The 19,953-nt window shown below is 57.8% G+C and carries 16 protein-coding genes; 9 read left to right on the plus strand and 7 right to left on the minus strand.

The window, feature by feature from the left end; genetic code table 11:
* Positions 1-2: 2 nt before the first annotated feature.
* Both clpA and clpS read right to left on the minus strand, forming a co-directional pair.
* Complete coding sequence (clpA, locus tag CWM58_RS19160; RefSeq protein WP_012542332.1) at positions 3-2,282, minus strand: ATP-dependent Clp protease ATP-binding subunit ClpA; 2,280 nt, start codon at positions 2,280-2,282, stop codon at positions 3-5.
* 30 nt (positions 2,283-2,312) lie between these two features.
* A complete protein-coding gene (clpS, locus tag CWM58_RS19165; RefSeq protein ID WP_002896520.1) occupies positions 2,313-2,630 on the minus strand; it encodes an ATP-dependent Clp protease adapter ClpS in 318 nt (105 codons plus the stop codon).
* Positions 2,631-2,955: 325 nt separating this feature from the next.
* Between clpS and cspD the strand changes: the two genes are divergently transcribed.
* Positions 2,956-3,177: a cold shock-like protein CspD gene (gene cspD, locus CWM58_RS19170; RefSeq protein ID WP_002896516.1), complete on the plus strand. Its 222-nt coding sequence runs from the start codon at positions 2,956-2,958 to the stop codon at positions 3,175-3,177.
* A gap of 75 nt (positions 3,178-3,252) precedes the next feature.
* On the opposite strand, the gene macB is transcribed toward cspD, so the two are convergent.
* From macB to CWM58_RS19185, 3 genes are all read right to left on the minus strand, one after another.
* Positions 3,253-5,193, minus strand: coding sequence for a macrolide ABC transporter ATP-binding protein/permease MacB (gene macB, locus CWM58_RS19175; protein WP_061155197.1), 1,941 nt, complete (start codon positions 5,191-5,193; stop codon positions 3,253-3,255).
* A complete protein-coding gene (macA, locus tag CWM58_RS19180; RefSeq protein ID WP_100681554.1) occupies positions 5,190-6,305 on the minus strand; it encodes a macrolide transporter subunit MacA in 1,116 nt (371 codons plus the stop codon). The genes macB and macA overlap by 4 nt, the downstream gene beginning before the upstream one ends.
* Before the next feature lie 137 nt (positions 6,306-6,442).
* Positions 6,443-8,101 (minus strand): ATP-dependent endonuclease, encoded by a 1,659-nt coding sequence (locus CWM58_RS19185; protein ID WP_061155199.1) that lies wholly within the window; start codon positions 8,099-8,101, stop codon positions 6,443-6,445.
* A gap of 419 nt (positions 8,102-8,520) precedes the next feature.
* Here CWM58_RS19185 and aqpZ point away from each other — a divergent pair, with 419 nt between their 5' ends.
* From aqpZ to hcr, 4 genes are all read left to right on the plus strand, one after another.
* Positions 8,521-9,216, plus strand: coding sequence for an aquaporin Z (gene aqpZ, locus CWM58_RS19190; protein WP_002896434.1), 696 nt, complete (start codon positions 8,521-8,523; stop codon positions 9,214-9,216).
* A gap of 115 nt (positions 9,217-9,331) precedes the next feature.
* Positions 9,332-10,231: a lysine exporter LysO family protein gene (locus CWM58_RS19195; protein ID WP_100681555.1), complete on the plus strand. Its 900-nt coding sequence runs from the start codon at positions 9,332-9,334 to the stop codon at positions 10,229-10,231.
* Positions 10,232-10,374: 143 nt separating this feature from the next.
* Positions 10,375-12,027 (plus strand): hydroxylamine reductase, encoded by a 1,653-nt coding sequence (gene hcp, locus CWM58_RS19200; RefSeq protein WP_100681574.1) that lies wholly within the window; start codon positions 10,375-10,377, stop codon positions 12,025-12,027.
* A gap of 10 nt (positions 12,028-12,037) precedes the next feature.
* A complete protein-coding gene (gene hcr / locus CWM58_RS19205) occupies positions 12,038-13,006 on the plus strand; it encodes an NADH oxidoreductase (protein WP_100681556.1) in 969 nt (322 codons plus the stop codon).
* 207 nt (positions 13,007-13,213) lie between these two features.
* Here hcr and CWM58_RS19215 read toward each other — a convergent pair whose 3' ends face one another.
* Entirely contained in the window at positions 13,214-13,648 is a 435-nt protein-coding gene (locus tag CWM58_RS19215; RefSeq protein ID WP_016160554.1) for a DoxX family protein, read from the minus strand.
* A gap of 151 nt (positions 13,649-13,799) precedes the next feature.
* On the opposite strand from CWM58_RS19215, the gene poxB reads away from it, so the two are divergent.
* From poxB to CWM58_RS19235, 4 genes are all read left to right on the plus strand, one after another.
* A complete protein-coding gene (gene poxB, locus CWM58_RS19220) occupies positions 13,800-15,518 on the plus strand; it encodes a ubiquinone-dependent pyruvate dehydrogenase (protein WP_100681575.1) in 1,719 nt (572 codons plus the stop codon).
* Positions 15,519-15,556: 38 nt separating this feature from the next.
* Positions 15,557-16,558 (plus strand): low-specificity L-threonine aldolase, encoded by a 1,002-nt coding sequence (gene ltaE, locus CWM58_RS19225; protein ID WP_061155203.1) that lies wholly within the window; start codon positions 15,557-15,559, stop codon positions 16,556-16,558.
* Between the two features lie 10 nt (positions 16,559-16,568).
* On the plus strand, positions 16,569-18,011 hold the full coding sequence (locus CWM58_RS19230) for a DUF2867 domain-containing protein (RefSeq protein ID WP_100681557.1): 1,443 nt from the start codon (positions 16,569-16,571) through the stop codon (positions 18,009-18,011).
* Between the two features lie 87 nt (positions 18,012-18,098).
* Complete coding sequence (locus tag CWM58_RS19235) at positions 18,099-19,112, plus strand: NAD-dependent epimerase/dehydratase family protein (protein ID WP_061155205.1); 1,014 nt, start codon at positions 18,099-18,101, stop codon at positions 19,110-19,112.
* Here CWM58_RS19235 and CWM58_RS19240 read toward each other — a convergent pair.
* Positions 19,109-19,939 (minus strand): N-acetylmuramoyl-L-alanine amidase, encoded by an 831-nt coding sequence (locus CWM58_RS19240; RefSeq protein ID WP_061155206.1) that lies wholly within the window; start codon positions 19,937-19,939, stop codon positions 19,109-19,111. The genes CWM58_RS19235 and CWM58_RS19240 overlap by 4 nt on opposite strands.
* Between the last annotated feature and the right edge of the window lie 14 nt (positions 19,940-19,953).

Below are 19,953 nucleotides of genomic sequence, written 5' to 3' on the forward strand. Positions count from 1 at the left end.
CTTTAGTGGGCGGCTTCCGGTTTGTGCTTCTGCGCGCTCTGGAAATCGTAGGTCAGCGCATTCTTCGCGCTGTCCAGAGACACTGTCACCTGGCCACCATCGACCAGCGAGCCGAACAGCAGCTCGTTCGCCAGCGGCTTTTTCAGGTTGTCCTGAATGACGCGTCCCATTGGACGTGCACCCATCGCCCGGTCGTAACCTTTCTCCGCCAGCCAGTCGCGCGCTTCCTGACTGACTTCCAGGGAGACGCCTTTCTGGTCCAGCTGGACCTGCAGCTCGACGATAAACTTGTCGACAACCTGATGGATCACCGTGGTAGAGAGATGATCGAACCAGATAATGTTGTCGAGGCGGTTACGGAACTCCGGCGTAAAGATCTTCTTGATCTCATCCATTGCATCCGGACTGTTGTCCTGCTGAATAAGGCCAATCGATTTACGCTCAGTTTCCCGCACCCCGGCGTTAGTGGTCATCACCAGCACCACGTTGCGGAAGTCCGCTTTACGCCCGTTGTTATCGGTCAGCGTACCGTTATCCATCACCTGCAGCAGCAGGTTAAACACATCCGGATGCGCTTTTTCGATCTCATCAAGCAGCAGCACTGCGTGCGGATGTTTAATCACCGCATCGGTCAGCAGCCCGCCCTGATCGAAGCCAACGTAGCCCGGAGGCGCCCCGATTAAACGGCTGACGGTATGACGTTCCATATATTCGGACATGTCAAAACGCAGCAGCTCAATACCCAGCGCCTTCGCCAGTTGCACGGTCACTTCGGTTTTCCCGACCCCGGTAGGCCCGGCGAACAGGAATGACCCAACCGGCTTGTGCTCATGTCCCAGCCCGGCGCGCGCCATTTTGATAGCTTCGGTCAGCGCCTCAATGGCTTTATCCTGACCAAAGACCAGCATTTTCAGACGGTCGCCAAGGTTTTTCAGCGTATCGCGATCGCTCTGGGAGACGCTCTTCTCAGGGATCCGCGCAATACGCGCCACCACTGACTCGATATCCGCCACATTAACCGTTTTCTTACGCTTGCTGACCGGCATTAAGCGCGCCCGCGCGCCCGCTTCGTCAATGACGTCAATCGCCTTATCCGGCAGATGACGATCGTTAATGTATTTTACCGCCAGCTCAACCGCCGCACGCACCGCTTTGGCGGTATAACGCACGTCATGGTGCGCTTCGTACTTCGGCTTCAGGCCATTAATAATCTGCACCGTCTCTTCCACCGACGGTTCGGTGATATCAATTTTCTGGAAACGACGGGCCAGCGCACGATCTTTCTCAAAGATGTTGCTGAACTCCTGGTAGGTGGTGGAGCCGATCACCCGGATCTTGCCGCTGGAAAGCAGCGGTTTGATCAGGTTAGCCGCATCGACCTGGCCGCCAGAAGCCGCCCCCGCACCGATAATGGTGTGGATTTCATCAATAAACAGGATGCTGTTGGTATCCTGCTCCAGCTGTTTGAGCAACGCTTTGAAGCGTTTTTCAAAATCGCCACGATATTTGGTCCCTGCCAGCAAAGAGCCAATGTCGAGCGAGTAGATGGTGCAGTCGGCCATCACTTCCGGCACATCGCCCTGCACAATGCGCCAGGCAAGGCCTTCGGCGATCGCGGTTTTACCGACGCCGGATTCCCCCACCAGCAGTGGGTTATTTTTACGGCGACGGCACAGGACCTGAATCGCGCGCTCCAGCTCTTTTTCACGGCCGATCAGGGGATCAATGCCGCCGACGCGAGCAAGCTGATTGAGGTTGGTGGTGAAGTTTTCCATACGTTCCTCCCCGCCGGCTTGCTCTTCATTGCCAGGCTGGCTTCCGCTGTTATCGGAAGACTGGCTCGGCTCGTCTTTGCGTGTACCATGAGAAATGAAGTTCACCACATCGAGTCGGCTGACTTCATGTTTACGCAGCAGGTAAGCGGCCTGCGACTCCTGCTCGCTGAAAATGGCCACCAGTACGTTGGCGCCGGTGACTTCGCTGCGGCCAGAAGATTGCACGTGGAAGACGGCGCGCTGCAGCACACGCTGGAAGCTCAGCGTCGGCTGGGTGTCACGCTCTTCTTCCGTGGCTGGCAGGACGGGTGTGGTTTGTTCGATGAAGGCTTCAAGTTCCTGACGCAATGCCACCAGGTCCACTGAACACGCTTCCAGGGCCTCACGGGCCGAGGGGTTGCTTAGCAGAGCCAGCAGCAAGTGCTCGACGGTCATAAACTCATGACGGTGCTCGCGCGCTCTGGCGAAAGCCATATTTAAACTGAGTTCCAGTTCTTGATTGAGCATAGGCACCTCCCCCAATTTTCATGCCTGTATTCAGGCTTTTTCCAGCGTACACAGCAATGGATGCTCGTTCTCCCTCGCGTACTGATTCACCATAGCGACTTTGGTCTCCGCCACTTCCGCGGTAAACACGCCACAAATCGCCTTACCTTCATAGTGAACCGTGAGCATCAGTTGCGTTGCACGTTCAACATCATAAGAAAAGAATTTTTGTAACACGTCAATAACAAACTCCATTGGAGTGTAGTCATCATTGACCAATATCACTTTATACATAGATGGCGGTTTAATCGCATCACGAACTTCGTCGTCAACCAGGTGCTCGAAGTCCAGCCAATCTCTCTTACTCATCGTCAGTGTTCATCATCGGTTGCTGTTGCCAACAGGCGGAGGCCTGTCGATGACCAGAGGTTATGCTCATCACAAATCTACAACAGATCATAGATAACTATCATCTATCGCTTCTATCCGCGACGGCTGTCACATTCCCCGGCAATAGCGTTAACTGCTTCAAATTTTGACGCATTTTTCGCCTTTCCCCCTCCTCAATCGCTTGACGCGTTTTCGTATTTCTCTAAATTGTAGTGGCGAGAGTTGGCGAGCAATTGAACAACTCGTCACTCCACCACCGGTTCATTCCATCTTACTTATAAAGATTTACGAAGGATGTCGAAGTATGGAAATGGGTACTGTTAAGTGGTTCAACAATGCCAAAGGGTTCGGTTTTATCTGCCCTGAGGGCGGCGGCGAAGACATTTTCGCCCATTACTCCACCATCCAGATGGATGGTTACAGAACGCTAAAAGCCGGACAAGCCGTTCGGTTTGATGTTCACCAGGGGCCAAAAGGCAACCACGCCAGCGTGATCGTCCCTGTGGAAGCGGAAACGGCTGCATAACTCTTTTGCTTCATTGTGTACATCCTGCTAATAAAATGCCAGTCCTTCTGACTGGCATTTTTATTTCTATTCTTTCTACTCGCGTGCCAGCGCATCCACCGGATCGAGCCGTGCCGCGTTGCGCGCAGGCAGCCAACCAAACAGCACCCCGGTCAACGTCGAACAGAGAAAAGCCGTCACCAGCGCCAGCGGGGAAAAGCCGATCTCCCAGCCGGGCAGAAACAGCTGCAGAATAAACGCGATCATCAGCGACAACGTGACCCCCAGCGCACCACCGACCAGGCAAACCAGCACGGCTTCGATGAGAAACTGCTGCAGTACATCGCTGGCCCGCGCGCCAACCGCCATGCGGATGCCGATTTCCCGCGTCCGTTCGGTCACCGACACCAGCATGATATTCATTACGCCAATACCGCCAACCACCAGGGCAATCACCGCTACCAATGTCAGGAACAGCTGTAAGGTATGTGTGGTCCTTTCTGCGGTTTTCAAGATGCTGTCCATATTCCAGGTGAATACATCTTTTTTTCCATGCCGCAGCTCCAGCAGCCGCAGCAGCTGTTTCTCCGCGGTTTCACTGTCATAACCTTCATGAACGCGTACCGTAATGGAGTTCAGCCACGACTGGCCCATCACTCTTCCTGCCATGGTGGTGTAAGGCAACCAGACGCGGAGAATTTTACTGCTGCCAAACATTGACTGTTTTTCATCCGCGACGCCGATCACCGTGGCCGGCATATTGCCCACCAGAATCACCTCGCCCACCACTTTCGCTTTATTGGGAAACAGCTGGCGACGAGTATTGCTGTCGAGCACCACCACCTGCGCCCGGCTGTTGAGCTGCAGTTCATTAAAGGTATTGCCTTCGCTGAAGGTCATGCCGTAAACATTAAAGTACTGCGGTCCGACCCCTTCCGCGCTGGCGGCAACGTCAATATTGTTGGCGCGCAGGCGCAGGCTTTTCGATACCGCCGGCGTGGCGGAACGCACCCATGGCTGTTTCTGGATCGCCAGCAAATCGTCATACTTCAGCGCCTGCTGATAACGCGGGTCGTCATCGCCAAAATCCTTTCCGGGATAGACATCGATGGTATTGGTGCCGATGGCGCGAATATCCGCCAGCACCATCTGCTTGGCGGCATCACCGACCACCACGATCGATACCACCGACGCAATACCGATAATAATGCCGAGCATGGTCAGCAGGGTGCGCATTTTATTCGCCGCCATCGCCCGCCACGCCATCACCAGCGCTTCGCGAAAGCCACTGGTAAACTGACGCCACGCCGAGGGTTCCGCCTGCTGACGGGCGCGCAGCCCACCGCCCTGGCGGCTGCCGGGTGGATTGCGGACGATCTCGCCATCGCGGATCTCGATGATCCGCTCCGCCTGGGCTGCGACCTGCGGATCGTGGGTGACAATGATGACCGTATGGCCCTGAGCTTTGAGCTGATGCAGGATCGCCATCACCTCTTCGCCGGAATGGCTGTCCAGCGCGCCGGTCGGTTCATCCGCCAGAATCACTTCCCCACCGTTCATCAGCGCACGGGCGATACTCACCCGCTGCTGCTGGCCGCCAGACAGCTGCGACGGCTGATAGTCAGCCCGATCGCCCAGTCCCAGACGCACCAGCAGATCATGGGCGCGCGCCAGGCGCGCCCGCCGCTCACTGCCGGCATACACCGCGGGCACTTCAACGTTCTGCGCGGCGGTAAGATGCGACAGCAAGTGGTAGCGTTGAAAGATAAAACCAAAGTGTTCCCGCCGCAGCCGGGCCAGCGCATCGCCATTCAGCTGTGCGATATCGGTTCCCGCCACCCGGTAGGTGCCGCTGGTCGGTTTGTCGAGACAGCCGAGAATATTCATCAGCGTCGATTTACCCGAGCCGGAGGCACCCACGATCGCCACCATCTCCCCCGCATTGATGCTGAGGGTGATCCCCTTCAGTACCTCAACGCTGCCGTCGCCGGAAGGGTAGCTGCGACGAATATCACGCAGCTCAAGCAGCGCCGTCATTTTGCCGCCCCGCTCGCGCTCTCGCCGACGATCACTTCATCTCCCTCATCCAGCCCCTGCACCACCGCGACGTCGGTATCGTTGCGGGCGCCAATGGCAACCTCACGCTCTTTTACCTCGCCGGTGCGCAACAGCCGGACGTGATAGCGGTTATCACCCACCGCATCGCCCAGGGCGCTCAGCGGGATGGTAATCACATTTTTCACCTCGGCCAGCTGGATATGCACCTGCGCGGTCATGTCGAGACGCAGGATCCCCTGCGGATTCGGCACCTCGAAGCGGGCATAGTAGAAGATGGCGTCATTGACTTTTTCCGGCGTCGGCAGAATGTCTTTCAGCGTGCCTTCATAACGAGTCAGCGGGTCGCCCAGTACGGTAAACCACGCCTTTTGCCCCGGTCGGAGGTGGATGACATCCGCTTCAGACACCTGCGCTTTGACCAGCATGGTGCTGAGATCCGCCAGCGTCAGAATGTTCGGTGCCTGCTGGGCGGCGATCACCGTCTGCCCCTGCAGGGTGGTAATTTGCGTCACTTCGCCAGCCATCGGCGCCAGGATCCGCGTGTAGTCAAGGTTGGTCTTCGCCGTGTCGAGCGTCGCCTGGTTACGCTTGATTTGCGCTTCAATGGTACCGATTTGCGCCTGTTTCACCGCCAGATCGGTGACTGCGGTATCAAGGTCCTGTCGCGAGACCAGCTGGCGCTGCGCCAGCTGCTGCTGACGGGCCAGAGTCACCTGCGCCAGTTTGCTCTCCGCGCGCGCCTGATTGAGCTGGGCACGCAGTTCCATCAGCGTCGCTTCAACCTCTTTAATTTGGTTTTGCGCCTGCTCCGGATCGATAACCCCCAGCAACTGGTCCTTTTTGACCTTATCGCCGATATTGACGTGCAGCGTTTTCAGCTGTCCGCTGACCTGGGCGCCGACGTCAACTTTCCGCAGGGCATCCAGCTTACCGGTGGCCAGCACGCTCTGCTGGAGGTCACCTTTGCGCACCACCAGCGTCTGGTAGTGTGGCAGCGGCGCATTCAGGATCCGCCATCCCCAGACGGCCAGACCCAGCACAACGATCGCTAACAACCACCAGATTGTCCTGCGTTTTCCCTTCACTTTCATCATCCGATTCCTGCTGTTTCCCTGCCGCTCCAGACGGTGATTCTATCCAAACCCGTCGGCAACAGAACACCCATTTTTAACGTCGCTTACGTTTTGTTTAGCTACCGGAGAGCTTTACGCCAGCCCTACGCCGCAGGTTAATCCGCGCGACCACGAGCCAGCCACAGTACCCGCGAGAACATTTTCTTCAGCAGCGTCGGCACCGCGTCCACCCCGCGTCGGCCAGCCTCCATCGCCACCTCAATCGCCAGGTCGGGCTTGGATGAACGATGGATGGCTTTGGTGATCACCCGCCGCATGTTCATAGGGACATTATCCGGGATCTGCGCCACCCGGTGATAAACGTCATCAAATCCCTGGCGATACATAAAGTGTTCCATATCCATCGCTGGCAGGCTCGTCAGATGGTCGCGCTCCAGCTCGCGATCGTTATTCAGCAGACCGAGCACGGTGGCGGCATATTTTTTTCCTGCCTCATCGCCATCCACCAGTACGTGCCACTGGATCCCCATCCGGCGGGCAAATTTGATCAGGGGTTTAAGGCCAGACTGGGCAAATTCGATCACCTTCACCCCCTCGGCATCAAAATGATGACCGCACTGGCGGGCCAGTTCGTTAATAACCCAGGTCTCCGTCTCCCCCTCCACCAGCAGCCAACAGCGGGCGAAGAGCGATGAGGCGCGGTTGAAGCGAATATGAAAGGCGATACGCCGGCTGTCTTCGGCATTCATTCCGCCGGGCCCCAGCCGCCACGCCGACACTCTTGCCGATTCACGTACCAGCCGGCAGACCTGCTCCACCGGCGTCAGGGACAGCAACTCTCCGGAATTGGTGGTGGTCACGCGCTGCAGCGGCAGTAAATTCAGCAGGTGCCAGGCGACGGAGAGCATAATCGGATGCAGACGCGTCTCCGGATCTTCAATCAGCAACAGCGGCCGCGCATCGCGATCGAGGCGCACCGTCCCTTTCGCCTGCAGCAGGGTGGAAAACAGCCCCAGCAGGATCACCCGATGGCTGCGCCCGCCGGGTTTGTCGATCATCCGGTTGATAATATCCAGGTAACGCCAGCTGCGCTGCTCATCATGGGAGCGCCGCCGCATCAGGCGATGCCGCGTCTGGGCGCTGCTTTGCTCGGCAAAGTAATGCTCCAGCAGCTGCACCATGGCCGACAACCCCTCGCGGATCTGACCGTCCGATAAATTTTGCGGATGACTGACCAGTTCCCGGGAGAGAAAATCCAGCTGGCGGGCGGTGATCTCTATCTGCGGCGAATGCGGTACCGTTCCGTTATGGATGCGCCGCATAAAGCGCGCATCGCGCAGGCGCAGCACCGGCATCAGACGCACCAGGTGTCTGGCCAGGTCATCAATATCCTCAACCGCCAGCGCTTCGCCTTCGCCATCGATAAAGCTCCGCAGGGTCATCACGCTGTCGTCATCGGCGAGCTCGCCTTCCAGGCGGTAGAACACCCGATGATAACCATCGTCACAAGGTACCCAGCAACGCTGAAGCGGACGAAAACGCCGGACCCGATGGCGGCCCGGTTCGCTTTCGCGGAAGGTCAGGATAATATGCAAATGGTGCTCGCGCCCCTGGATGTCGCCCGGGGGAAACCAGAAGTCATCGCGGACAAAGTGATAAAGATCGAACTCAGGGGACAAAAGCAGGGTTAGTGCATCAAGCAGACTGGACTTCCCCCACGCGTTCTCCCCGATCAGGACGTTATTTTGCTCCAGCATCAACGACAAACGATTGATACCGCGAAAACCGACGATTTCTACGCGCTCAAGAAGCATATCCCCTCCGCTAAACCACCACTCTCCTTCAGTAATCAACAGTATAGCGAGGGCAGCGGCAAGATGACACTCTGCTTAATCGCATCGGCGCATCATATTCAGCAGATTAAATATATTCATAAAATTACTCACTTATCACCTATTACCGACTGTTGATTATTCATCAAACAAAATAATTTTATTTCAGGCGTTATGTTCTACACTATTGATAATCTTCCACGGATAAAGGAAAGGCTAAACTGGCAAAAGGAATCCACTCACCTTGCCCTAAATCAAATAATATCAATATATTTAACTGGCTCTGGGATGGCGGTTATCTCTAGAATAACGCCGCTTTATTTTTATCGTCATCCCTTATCACGATAAATAAAGACCGGCACGGTCCGCTCGTGCGCGTATACATTTTAATTGAGGTGGTTATGTTCAGAAAATTAGCAGCCGAATGCTTCGGCACCTTCTGGCTTGTATTTGGTGGCTGCGGTAGCGCCGTGCTTGCCGCAGCATTCCCTGAGCTCGGCATTGGTTTTGCCGGCGTCGCGTTGGCATTTGGCTTAACGGTATTAACCATGGCGTTTGCGGTTGGCCATATTTCCGGGGGGCATTTCAACCCGGCAGTGACCTTGGGTCTGTGGGCCGGCGGCCGTTTCCCGGCGAAAGAGGTCATTGGCTATATCATCGCTCAGGTGGTCGGCGGCATTATTGCCGCGGCGGTGCTGTATGTGGTGGCCAGCGGTAAAGCCGGCTTTGATGCCGCCGCCAGCGGCTTTGCTTCTAACGGCTATGGCGAACACTCCCCGGGCGGCTTCTCCATGCTGTCGGCTATCGTCATTGAAATTGTCCTGACCTGCGGCTTCCTGCTGGTTATCCATGGCGCGACCGATAAACACGCGCCGGCGGGCTTTGCGCCGATCGCCATCGGCCTGGCGCTGACCCTCATCCATTTGATCAGCATTCCGGTCACCAACACCTCGGTCAACCCGGCGCGCAGCACCGCGGTAGCGATTTTCCAGGGCGGCTGGGCGCTGCAGCAGCTGTGGCTGTTCTGGGTCATGCCGATCGTCGGCGGGATCCTCGGCGGCGTTCTGTATCGCACCCTGCTGGAAAAACGCGATTAATCCTTTTTAAAGCCCGGGTTTCCGGGCTTTTTCTTTCTGGTGACAGCTTTACTCGGCCCGGTGATTTGGGTAGTGTCATGGGCGCTATTCTCATTATGCAAGGGCTGCATCGTTCATGTTCTCGGGACTCTTCATCATTCTGTTGCCGCTGGTTGTCGGCTATCTGGTGCCACTTCGTCAACCCTCCGCGCTAAAACTGATTAACCGGATGCTCAGCTGGATTGTCTATGTCATCCTTTTTTTTATGGGTATCAGCCTGGCGTTCCTCGACAATATGGCCAGCAACCTGCTGGCCATATTGCATTACGCCGCGGTGAGCGTGGTCATTATTTTACTGTGTAATATTGCCGCCCTGCTGTGGCTGGAAAGTAAAATGCCATGGCGCAGCCAGCATCGGCAGGAGAAATTACCCTCGCGCCTGGCCATGGCCCTGGAATCGCTGCAGCTGTGCGGCGTGGTCGTGCTCGGTTTTCTGCTCGGCCTGACCGGCCTGTCTTTTTTACAGCACGCGACCGAAGCCAGCGAATATACGCTGATCTTTCTCCTGTTCCTCGTCGGTATTCAATTACGCAATAATGGAATGAGTCTGCGACAAATAGTCCTTAACCGTCGGGGAATGATCGTCGCCGTGGTGGTTATGGCCAGCTCATTACTCGGCGGGATACTTAACGCCTTTATTCTCGGTCTGCCGTTAAAGACCGGTCTGGCGATGGCGAGCGGTTTCGGCTGGTACTCGCTCTCCGGTATTTTACTCACCGAATCCTTTGGTCCGGTGATAGGCAGCGCGGCGTTCTTTAACGATCTGTGTCGCGAGCTGCTGGCTATCATGTTAATTCCGGGCCTTGTTCGCCGCAGCCGCTCCACAGCGCTGGGGCTGTGCGGCGCCACTTCGATGGACTTCACCTTACCGGTACTCCAGCGTTCCGGCGGCGTCGAGATTGTTCCTGCCGCCATCGTGCACGGTTTTCTGCTTAGCCTGCTGGTCCCGATCCTGATCGCCTTTTTTACCGCCTGAGTACGCGCTGGCGGCAGCCTTCCTGCCGCCAAATTTGCGCTAAATCAATCTCCCTTTAAGTTGTATCAGAAATGCCTTTTCACCTTGTGCCATGCGGCATAACCTTAAACATGTATATTAAATATAACTTTAAAGGTGTGACCATGTTTTGTGTGCAATGTGAACAAACCATTCGTACCCCAGCCGGCAACGGCTGCTCTTACGCGCAGGGGATGTGCGGTAAAACAGCGGAAACCTCCGATCTGCAGGATCTGCTGATTGCGTCACTGCAAGGCCTGTCCGCCTGGGCGCTCAAGGCCCGCGAATATGGCATTATCGATCATGAGGTCGACAGCTTTGCCCCCCGCGCCTTCTTCTCCACCCTGACCAACGTCAACTTCGATTCTCCGCGTATCGTCGGCTATGCCCGTCAGGCGATTGCCCTGCGTGAGGCGCTGAAAGCACAGTGCCTGAATCTCGACGCCAGCGCCGCGGTTGATAACCCGGTAGCCGATCTACACCTGGTCAGCGACGATCTGGGTGACCTGCAGCGTCAGGCGGCAGACTATGCCCCAAATAAAGATAAAGCCGCCATCGGCGAGAATATCCTCGGCCTGCGCCTGCTGTGCCTGTACGGTCTGAAAGGCGCGGCGGCCTATATGGAGCACGCCCACGTACTCGGCCAGTACGACAACGCGATTTATGCCCAGTACCATAAAATCATGGCATGGCTGGGAACCTGGCCCGCGGATATGAACGCGCTGCTCGAATGTTCGATGGAGATCGGCCAGATGAACTTCCAGGTGATGAGCATCCTTGACGCCGGTGAAACCACCAAATACGGCCACCCAACGCCGACTCAGGTCAACGTTAAAGCCACCGAAGGGAAGTGCATCCTGATCTCCGGCCACGACCTGAAAGATCTCTACAACCTGCTGGAGCAGACGGAAGGCACCGGCGTCAACGTCTATACCCACGGCGAAATGCTGCCGGCGCACGGCTATCCGGAGCTGCGTAAATTCAAACATCTGATCGGCAACTACGGCAGCGGCTGGCAGAACCAGCAGGTGGAATTCGCCCGCTTCCCGGGCCCTATCGTGATGACCTCTAACTGCATCATCGACCCCACCGTCGGCGCCTACGACGACCGCATCTGGACCCGCAGCATCGTCGGCTGGCCGGGCGTGAATCATCTGGAAGGTGAAGACTTCTCCCCGGTTATCGCCCAGGCGCAGCAGATGGCGGGCTTCCCGTACAGCGAAATCCCGCATCTGATCACCGTCGGCTTTGGCCGTCAGACCCTGCTTGGCGCGGCGGATACGCTGATCGATCTGGTCAGCCGTGAAAAACTGCGCCATATCTTCCTCGTCGGCGGCTGCGATGGCGCCCGCGGCGAACGTAACTACTTCACTGATTTCGCCACCAGCGTGCCGGACGACTGCCTGATCCTGACGCTGGCCTGCGGTAAATATCGCTTCAACAAGCTGGACTTCGGTGATATCGAAGGCCTGCCGCGTCTGGTCGACGCCGGTCAGTGCAACGATGCCTACTCGGCAATTATTCTCGCGGTTACGCTGGCGGAAAAACTGGGCTGCGGCGTTAACGATCTACCGCTGTCGCTGGTGCTCTCCTGGTTTGAACAAAAAGCGATCGTCATTCTGCTGACGCTACTGTCGCTGGGGGTGAAAAACATCGTCACCGGCCCGACGGCGCCTGGCTTCTTCACTCCGGATCTGCTGGCGGTCCTCAATGAGAAGTTTGGTCTGCGTTCGGTGACCACCGTAGAACAAGATATGCAGCAGCTGCTGAGCGCGTAAGGAGTCCCTGATGACCATGCCAACCTCCCAGTGCCCGTGGCGGATGCAGGTTCACCACATTCACCAGGAAACCCCGGACGTGTGGACCCTTTCGCTGCTGTGCCACGATTACTATCCGTACCGCGCCGGCCAGTACGCCCTGGTCAGCGTGGGTCACTCGGCGGAAACACTGCGCGCCTATACCCTCTCTTCCACACCGGGGGTCAGCGAGTACATTACGCTGACCGTTCGCCGTATTGACGAGGGTGCGGGTTCGCAGTGGTTGACCTGCGAGGTCAAACGCGGCGATTACCTTTGGCTGTCCGATGCGATGGGCGAGTTTACCTGCGACGATAAAGCGGAAGATAAATTCCTGCTGCTGGCCGCCGGCTGCGGCGTAACGCCGATAATGTCGATGCGTCGCTGGCTGGCGAAGTATCGACCGCAGGCCGACGTGCAGGTGATCTATAGCGTGCGTTCGCCGGAGGATGTGATCTTTGCCGAGGAGTGGCGCCAGTATCCGGTCACCCTGGTGGCAGAGCACCATGCCACTCATGGCTTTGTCGCCGGCCGTCTGACCCGGGAGCTGCTGCAGAGCGTGCCGGATTTAGCCAGCCGCACCGTGATGACCTGCGGCCCGGCGCCTTATATGGAGAAGGTCGAGCAGGATGTTGCCGCCCTGGGCGTCACCCGCTTCTTTAAAGAGAAGTTCTTCACCCCGGTGGCAGAGGCCGCGACCAGTGGCCTGAAATTTACCAAACTGCAGCCAGCGCGCGAGTTTTACGCGCCGGTGGGCACCACACTGCTTGATGCGCTTGAGAGCAATAAGGTGCCGGTGACCGTCGCCTGCCGCGCCGGCGTCTGCGGCTGCTGTAAAACCAAAGTGGTTTCCGGGAAGTACAGCGTCACCAGCACCATGACGTTAACCGACGCCGAAATCGCCGACGGCTATGTGCTGGCCTGCTCCTGCCATCCGCAGAGCGATCTGGTTCTCGCCTGAGGTCAAAATCCCCGGTGGCGCTACCGCTTACCGGGGCTACAGCGCTGTGCGATTGGGTAGCCCGGAGAAGGCGCAATGCGCCGCCTCCGGGAAAATCCCGGGCGACAATAAACGCTCAGGCGACATGAGATAAACATTTTCTCATACTGAAAAAGTTGCAAACCGGCAACAGTATCGACTTTACGCCCCAGGACGAATGAGGCATTTTTACCGCCAGGCCGACTGGCCGGCCAGCGAATAACGCCCTGCGCCGAGTAGCGCAATCGCCAGCGCGCCAACAAAGAAATAGACCAGGTTCTCGATCGCCCACGCCCCCACCGCATCAAGCGCAAACGTCTTGCCGAGACCGACCATCAGCCACGCCACCACCATGGTGAACGCCAGCACCAGCGCCGCCGGGCGGGTCAGGACGCCGAGAATTAACAAGCAGGGAGCGACCACTTCCCCCACCAGCACACCGTAGGCGATAAACCCCGGCAACCCCTTCGCCACCAGCATGCCGCTGATTCCGCCCACGCCGTCCAGCAGCTTGTGCAGACCGTGAAACAGCATTAACCCGCCGACGGCGAGTCGTAACAAGAGTTTACCGGCGTCGTCATGCGACAGCGTTTTATTTACTGCGTTTAACATTCCCTTAACCATCTGATGTGCTTCCTGTTTTACAACCTGTGAGGTCCCTGAGTATGCACAATTTTTCAGCAATAAAACCAGCAAAAAATAAGGGGCAATCAGCAACGTAACCTGCAGTTTCATCTAAGCTTGAAGGCGTTATCACAAAAAGGAGATGGAGATCATGAAACAAACCGTGGCCGCATACATTGCCAAAACGCTGGAACAGGCTGGCGTGAAACGTATCTGGGGCGTCACCGGAGATTCCCTCAATGGATTGAGCGATAGTCTGAACCGCATGGGCACCATTGACTGGATGCCCACCCGGCACGAAGAGGTCGCTGCTTTCGCCGCTGGCGCCGAGGCGCAACTGACCGGCGAACTGGCGGTCTGCGCCGGCTCCTGCGGACCGGGTAACCTGCATTTGATTAACGGTCTGTTTGACTGTCATCGTAACCATGTGCCGGTGCTGGCCATTGCCGCCCACATCCCCTCCAGCGAAATCGGCAGCGGCTATTTTCAGGAGACCCATCCTCAGGAACTGTTCCGCGAATGCAGCCACTACTGCGAGCTGGTCTCCACCCCGGAACAAATTCCGCAGGTGCTGGCCATCGCCATGCGTAAAGCGGTGATTAACCGCGGCGTCTCGGTGGTGGTGCTGCCCGGCGACGTGGCGCTGAAGGCCGCCCCGGAGAGCGCCAGCAGCCACTGGTATCATGCGCCGTTGCCAACGGTCACTCCGGCGGAAGAAGAACTGCGCAAGCTGGCGCAGCTTATTCGCTACTCCAGCAATATCGCGCTCATGTGCGGCAGCGGCTGCGCCGGCGCTCACCAGGAGCTGGTGGAGTTCGCGGCCAAAATAAAAGCCCCCATCGTCCACGCCCTGCGCGGTAAAGAGCACGTGGAGTACGACAATCCGTACGATGTCGGCATGACCGGGTTGATTGGCTTCTCCTCTGGCTTCCACACCATGATGAATGCCGATACCCTGATCCTGCTGGGCACCCAGTTCCCCTATCGCGCCTTCTATCCAACCGACGCCAAAATTATTCAGATCGACATCAACCCCGGCAGCATCGGCGCGCACAGTAAGGTCGATATGGCGCTGGTGGGCGATATTAAATCGACCTTGAAAGCGCTACTGCCGCTGCTGGAAGAGAAAACCGATCGCCACTTCCTGGATAAGGCGCTGGAGCACTATCGCGACGCGCGAAAAGGCCTGGACGATCTGGCTAAACCCAGTGATAAAGCCATTCACCCGCAGTATCTGGCGCAGCAGATCAGTCATTTTGCCGATGAAGACGCCATTTTCACCTGCGATGTCGGTACCCCGACCGTCTGGGCAGCACGCTACCTCAAAATGAACGGCAAACGCCGTCTGCTGGGCTCGTTCAACCAAGGCTCAATGGCCAACGCCATGCCGCAGGCCATCGGCGTCCAGGCCACTGCGCCGGAGCGGCAGGTGGTGGCCATGTGCGGCGACGGCGGCTTCAGCATGCTGATGGGCGATTTTCTGTCGCTGGCGCAGATGAAGCTGCCGGTGAAAATTGTCATCTTTAACAACAGCGTGCTGGGCTTCGTGGCGATGGAGATGAAGGCCGGGGGCTATCTCACCGACGGTACAGAGCTCCACGATACTAACTTCGCCCGCATCGCCGAAGCCTGCGGTATCAAAGGTATTCGCGTTGAAAAAGCCTCCGAGGTGGATGAAGCGCTGCAGACCGCTTTTCGCACCGACGGCCCGGTGCTGGTCGATGTCGTCGTCGCTAAAGAGGAACTGGCGATCCCGCCGCAGATCAAGCTGGAACAAGCGAAAGGTTTTAGCCTGTATATGCTGCGGGCGATCATCAGCGGGCGCGGCGATGAAGTCATCGAACTGGCGAAAACCAACTGGCTCAGGTAAAACAGAAGCCATACTCTGAACCAGAACAAGGAAAAGCCGTGATCGATCTGCGCAGTGATACCGTTACCCGCCCCGGGCGTGCCATGCTGGAAGCCATGATGGCCGCCCCGGTCGGGGACGATGTGTATGGCGACGACCCTACCGTCAATGAACTTCAGCGCTATGCCGCCGATCTCGCCGGCAAAGAGGCGGCGCTGTTTCTGCCCACCGGCACCCAGGCCAACCTCGTTGGTCTGCTCAGCCACTGCCAGCGCGGCGAAGAGTATATCGTCGGCCAGGGGGCACATAACTATCTGTACGAAGCCGGCGGCGCGGCGGTACTCGGCAGTATTCAGCCACAGCCGATTGACGCCGCAGCGGATGGTTCGCTGCCGCTGGAGAAAGTGGCGGCGAAAATCAAACCCGACGATATTCATTTCGCCCCCACCCGTCTGCTCAGCCTGGAAAATACCCATAACGGTAAGGTGCTGCCGCGCGACTATCTGCAGGAAGCCTGGGCATTTACCCGCCAGCGCGACCTGGCGCTGCACGTCGACGGCGCGCGCATCTTTAACGCCGTGGTGGCCTACGGCTGCGAACTGCGTGATATCGCCCAGTACTGCGACTCCTTCACCATCTGCCTGTCAAAGGGGCTTGGCGCTCCGGTAGGCTCGCTGCTGCTCGGCAGCGAGGCGTACATTCGCCGTGCCATCCGCTGGCGGAAAATGGTCGGCGGCGGCATGCGCCAGGCGGGCATTCTGGCTGCTGGCGGGCTGTACGCGCTGAAAAATAACGTACAGCGCCTGCAGGAGGATCATGACAACGCCGCGTGGATGGCGGAGCAGCTGCGCGCCATCGGCGCCGACGTCACCCGCCACGATACTAACATGCTGTTTGTGCGCGTCGGTGAAGCGCAGGCCCCGGCGCTCGGCGAGTTTATGCAGGCGCGCGGCGTGTTGATCAACGCCTCGCCTGTTGTCCGTCTGGTCACTCACCTGGATGTCAATCGTCAGCAGCTGAGCGAGGTGGTCGCGCACTGGCAGGCTTTTTTACAGCGCTAAGGAGTCAGGCGTGTCGCAATCTGTTCTGGTGCTCGGCGCCAGCGGCTATATTGGCCAGCATTTGGTGCGCGAGTTAAGTGCGCGGAGTTATCCAGTGCTGGCGGCGGCACGTCATATCGACCGACTGCAAAAGCTCGATTTGCCCGGCGTTACCTGCCGGTCAGTCGATCTTAATCAGCCGCAGGCTCTGCCTGCACTGCTCGCCGGCATCGATACCCTTTATTATCTGGTACACGGTATGGGCGAAGGCGGCGATTTTATCGCCCATGAGCGGCGGGTGGCCACGCATGTGCGCGATGCCCTACGTCAGTCGTCAGTGCGCCAGGTGATATTTCTCAGTTCGCTGCAGGCCCCGGTGCAGGAACAATCTGACCATCTGCGCGCCCGTCAGGTAACCGGCGATGTCCTGCGTGAGTCGGGTGTACCCGTGACCGAACTGCGGGCCGGGATTATCGTCGGCGCCGGCTCTGCCGCCTTCGAGGTGATGCGCGACATGGTTTATAACCTGCCAGTGCTCACTCCCCCGCGCTGGGTACGCTCGCGTACCACCCCTGTCGCCCTGGAAAATCTGCTCTTTGACCTGGTTGAGCTGCTGAACCATCCGTCCCGCGAACACCGCGTCTTTGAAGCCGCCGGTCCGGAGGTCTTAAGCTATCAGCAGCAGTTCATTCGCTTTATGGCCGTCAGCGGCAAACATCGCCCTCTCATTCCCATCCCCTTGCCGACGCGCTGGATCTCGGTGTGGTTTCTTAACGTTATCACCTCGGTGCCGCCAACCATCGCCAAGGCGTTGATCCAGGGGCTGAAGCACGATCTGATTGCCGACGACCGCGCCCTGCGCGCGCTGATCCCACAAACGCTGATCCCCTTCGATCAGGCAGTCCGCCTGACGCTGAAAGACGAAGAGCGGCTGGTAAACTCCAGCGACTGGGGCTACGACGCGCAGGCCTTCGCCCGCTGGCGCCCGGAGTACGGCTACTTTCCGAAGCAGGCTGGCTGTACCGTGACCACCCAGGCGAGCCGCAAGGCGCTGTGGCAAGTCGTTAACCAAATCGGCGGTAAAGAGGGATATTTTTTCGGCAATATTCTGTGGAAAACCCGCGGTGCGATGGACCTGCTGGTCGGCCACCGCTTAGCCAAAGGGCGGCCACAGCGCGACTATTTGCAAACCGGCGATACGGTCGACAGCTGGAAGGTGATTATCGTGGAGGAAGAAAAACAGCTAACCTTATTATTCGGCATGAAAGCGCCGGGCCTGGGCCGGTTAAGCTTTACGATTAACGATAAAGGCGAGCGTCGTGAACTGGACGTGCGCGCCTGGTGGCACCCGCACGGTATGCCCGGACTGGTCTACTGGCTGCTGATGATCCCGGCACATCTGTTTATTTTCCGCGGTATGGCGCAACGCATCGCCCGGCTGGCCGAACAAATCTCAGGCATAGACGAAGGATAAGTATTATTCTTTCATGATTCTCATTGCATAGTCGGGAGAATCACGGAAAAATGCGCACGAAATTCTTTTCTGGGACAGTTGAGTGATATGAAGGTACTGGTTACCGGTGCGACCAGCGGATTAGGCCGCAACGCAGTGGAATATCTGCGCAATAAGGGCATCAGCGTGCGAGCCACCGGGCGCAACGAAGCGATGGGTAAGCTTCTGAGCAAGATGGGGGCGGAATTCATCCCGGCAGATTTAACCGAGCTGGTCTCTTCGCAGGCTAAAGTGATGCTCGCCGGTATCGATACCCTGTGGCACTGCTCAAGTTTTACCTCGCCCTGGGGCACCCAGCAGGCTTTCGATCTCGCTAACGTCCGCGCCACCCGTCGCCTGGGCGAATGGTCTGTGGCATGGGGGGTGCGCAATTTCGTCCATATCTCTTCGCCATCGCTCTATTTCGATTATCACCACCATCGCGATATCCAGGAAGATTTCCGCCCGCACCGCTTCGCCAACGAGTTTGCCCGCAGCAAAGCGGCCAGCGAGGAGGTGATCAACCTGCTGGCGCAGGCCAACCCGCATACCCGTTTTACTATTCTGCGCCCGCAGAGCCTGTTCGGGCCGCACGATAAAGTCTTTATTCCCCGACTGGCTCAAATGATGCAGCACTATGGCAGCGTCCTGTTGCCGCGGGGCGGCAGCGCGCTGGTTGACATGACCTATTATGAAAATGCGGTACATGCGATGTGGCTGGCAAGCCAGTCAGACTGCGACCATCTCCCTTCCGCCCGCGCGTGGAATATCAGCAATGGCGAACCGCGCACCTTGCGGAGTATCGTGCAGAAACTGATCGACGAGCTGGGCATCAAGTGCCGGATCCGCTCAGTTCCCTACCCGATGCTGGATATTATCGCCCGCAGCATGGAGCGTTTTGGCGATAAAACGGCTAAAGAGCCCGCGTTTACCCACTACGGCGTCTCTAAGCTGAATTTTGATTTTACGCTTGATATCACTCGCGCGCAGGATGAGCTGGGCTATCAGCCGGTGGTGACACTTGACGAGGGCATTGTGCGTACCGCCGCCTGGCTACGCGACCACGGTAAACTTCACCGCTAACCCTGACCATATTTTTCTAACAGCGCCTCGGCTATCGCCTCGGTTTGCGCATCCGCTACGCCATCCCAGCGCTGCGGACGGAAGTGCATCTGGAAGGCGATAATCACCCGCTTCTGCTGCGCGGGGGTCATCTCCGGCGTCACCTGATAACCATAGCGCGCCAGTAAATCCAGCACCACCTCAGGGTCAACGGGATCGCTGGCCGACCGTCCGTTCAGATAAAAGGCCACCCGCTGCTCGTCAGGCCAGGCGCCAATCCCCTGCTGCGCCAGCTCTTGCCAGGGGAATAATGGCCCCGGATCGTCTTTGCGCTGCGGCGCGATGTCCGCATGGGCGACCACGTTCTGTGGCGCAATATGGTAGCGGGCGATAATATCGCGCGCCAGCGGGATCAGGGCCGCTATCTGTTCCGGGCGAAAGGGGGTAAAGCTTTTGACGCCCGCCGTCTTCTGCCAGCCGCGGTTCTCCAGCTCAATGCCGATGGACGTATCATTGATACGCGTACTGCCGCGCCAGTAGCTCACCCCGGCGTGCCAGGCTAAATCCTCTTCCGGCACCAGCTGCCAGATCCGCGGTTTATGATGATAACGCGGCGGCTGCTCGGGGATTAAATAGTGGGAGCTGACCTCTTTATCGGTCAACGTCGCCAGAGAAACATCAAAATTGTCTGCCGTATAGTGGATCACCAACACTTTTATTCGCGGATAGGCCGCCTGCGCCGGATGGCGAGTGTCCAGCTGGTATCCATCGCGATCGATAATTCCCTTTTCCCCGGCACAGCCGGTTAGCAGCAGCGCCAGCAGGGCGATCCGCGCAATCCGTTTCATCCCTTCTCCCTCGC

This window comes from Klebsiella sp. H-Nf2 (assembly GCF_002806645.1).
In the GTDB taxonomy this organism is placed as follows: domain Bacteria; phylum Pseudomonadota; class Gammaproteobacteria; order Enterobacterales; family Enterobacteriaceae; genus Klebsiella; species Klebsiella variicola.

What these genes read in the sequence shown, in the direction of transcription:
- macB (WP_061155197.1), bottom strand. Translation starts at nt 5,193, where the DNA reads ATGACGGCGCTGCTTGAGCTGCGTGATATTCGTCGCAGCTACCCTTCC.
- clpS (WP_002896520.1), bottom strand. Translation starts at nt 2,630, where the DNA reads ATGAGTAAGAGAGATTGGCTGGACTTCGAGCACCTGGTTGACGACGAA.
- CWM58_RS19235 (WP_061155205.1), top strand. Translation starts at nt 18,099, where the DNA reads ATGAAGGTACTGGTTACCGGTGCGACCAGCGGATTAGGCCGCAACGCA.
- CWM58_RS19215 (WP_016160554.1), bottom strand. Translation starts at nt 13,648, where the DNA reads ATGGTTAAGGGAATGTTAAACGCAGTAAATAAAACGCTGTCGCATGAC.
- aqpZ (WP_002896434.1), top strand. Translation starts at nt 8,521, where the DNA reads ATGTTCAGAAAATTAGCAGCCGAATGCTTCGGCACCTTCTGGCTTGTA.
- CWM58_RS19185 (WP_061155199.1), bottom strand. Translation starts at nt 8,101, where the DNA reads ATGCTTCTTGAGCGCGTAGAAATCGTCGGTTTTCGCGGTATCAATCGT.
- clpA (WP_012542332.1), bottom strand. Translation starts at nt 2,282, where the DNA reads ATGCTCAATCAAGAACTGGAACTCAGTTTAAATATGGCTTTCGCCAGA.
- hcp (WP_100681574.1), top strand. Translation starts at nt 10,375, where the DNA reads ATGTTTTGTGTGCAATGTGAACAAACCATTCGTACCCCAGCCGGCAAC.
- hcr (WP_100681556.1), top strand. Translation starts at nt 12,038, where the DNA reads ATGACCATGCCAACCTCCCAGTGCCCGTGGCGGATGCAGGTTCACCAC.
- CWM58_RS19240 (WP_061155206.1), bottom strand. Translation starts at nt 19,939, where the DNA reads ATGAAACGGATTGCGCGGATCGCCCTGCTGGCGCTGCTGCTAACCGGC.
- poxB (WP_100681575.1), top strand. Translation starts at nt 13,800, where the DNA reads ATGAAACAAACCGTGGCCGCATACATTGCCAAAACGCTGGAACAGGCT.
- CWM58_RS19195 (WP_100681555.1), top strand. Translation starts at nt 9,332, where the DNA reads ATGTTCTCGGGACTCTTCATCATTCTGTTGCCGCTGGTTGTCGGCTAT.
- macA (WP_100681554.1), bottom strand. Translation starts at nt 6,305, where the DNA reads ATGAAAGTGAAGGGAAAACGCAGGACAATCTGGTGGTTGTTAGCGATC.
- cspD (WP_002896516.1), top strand. Translation starts at nt 2,956, where the DNA reads ATGGAAATGGGTACTGTTAAGTGGTTCAACAATGCCAAAGGGTTCGGT.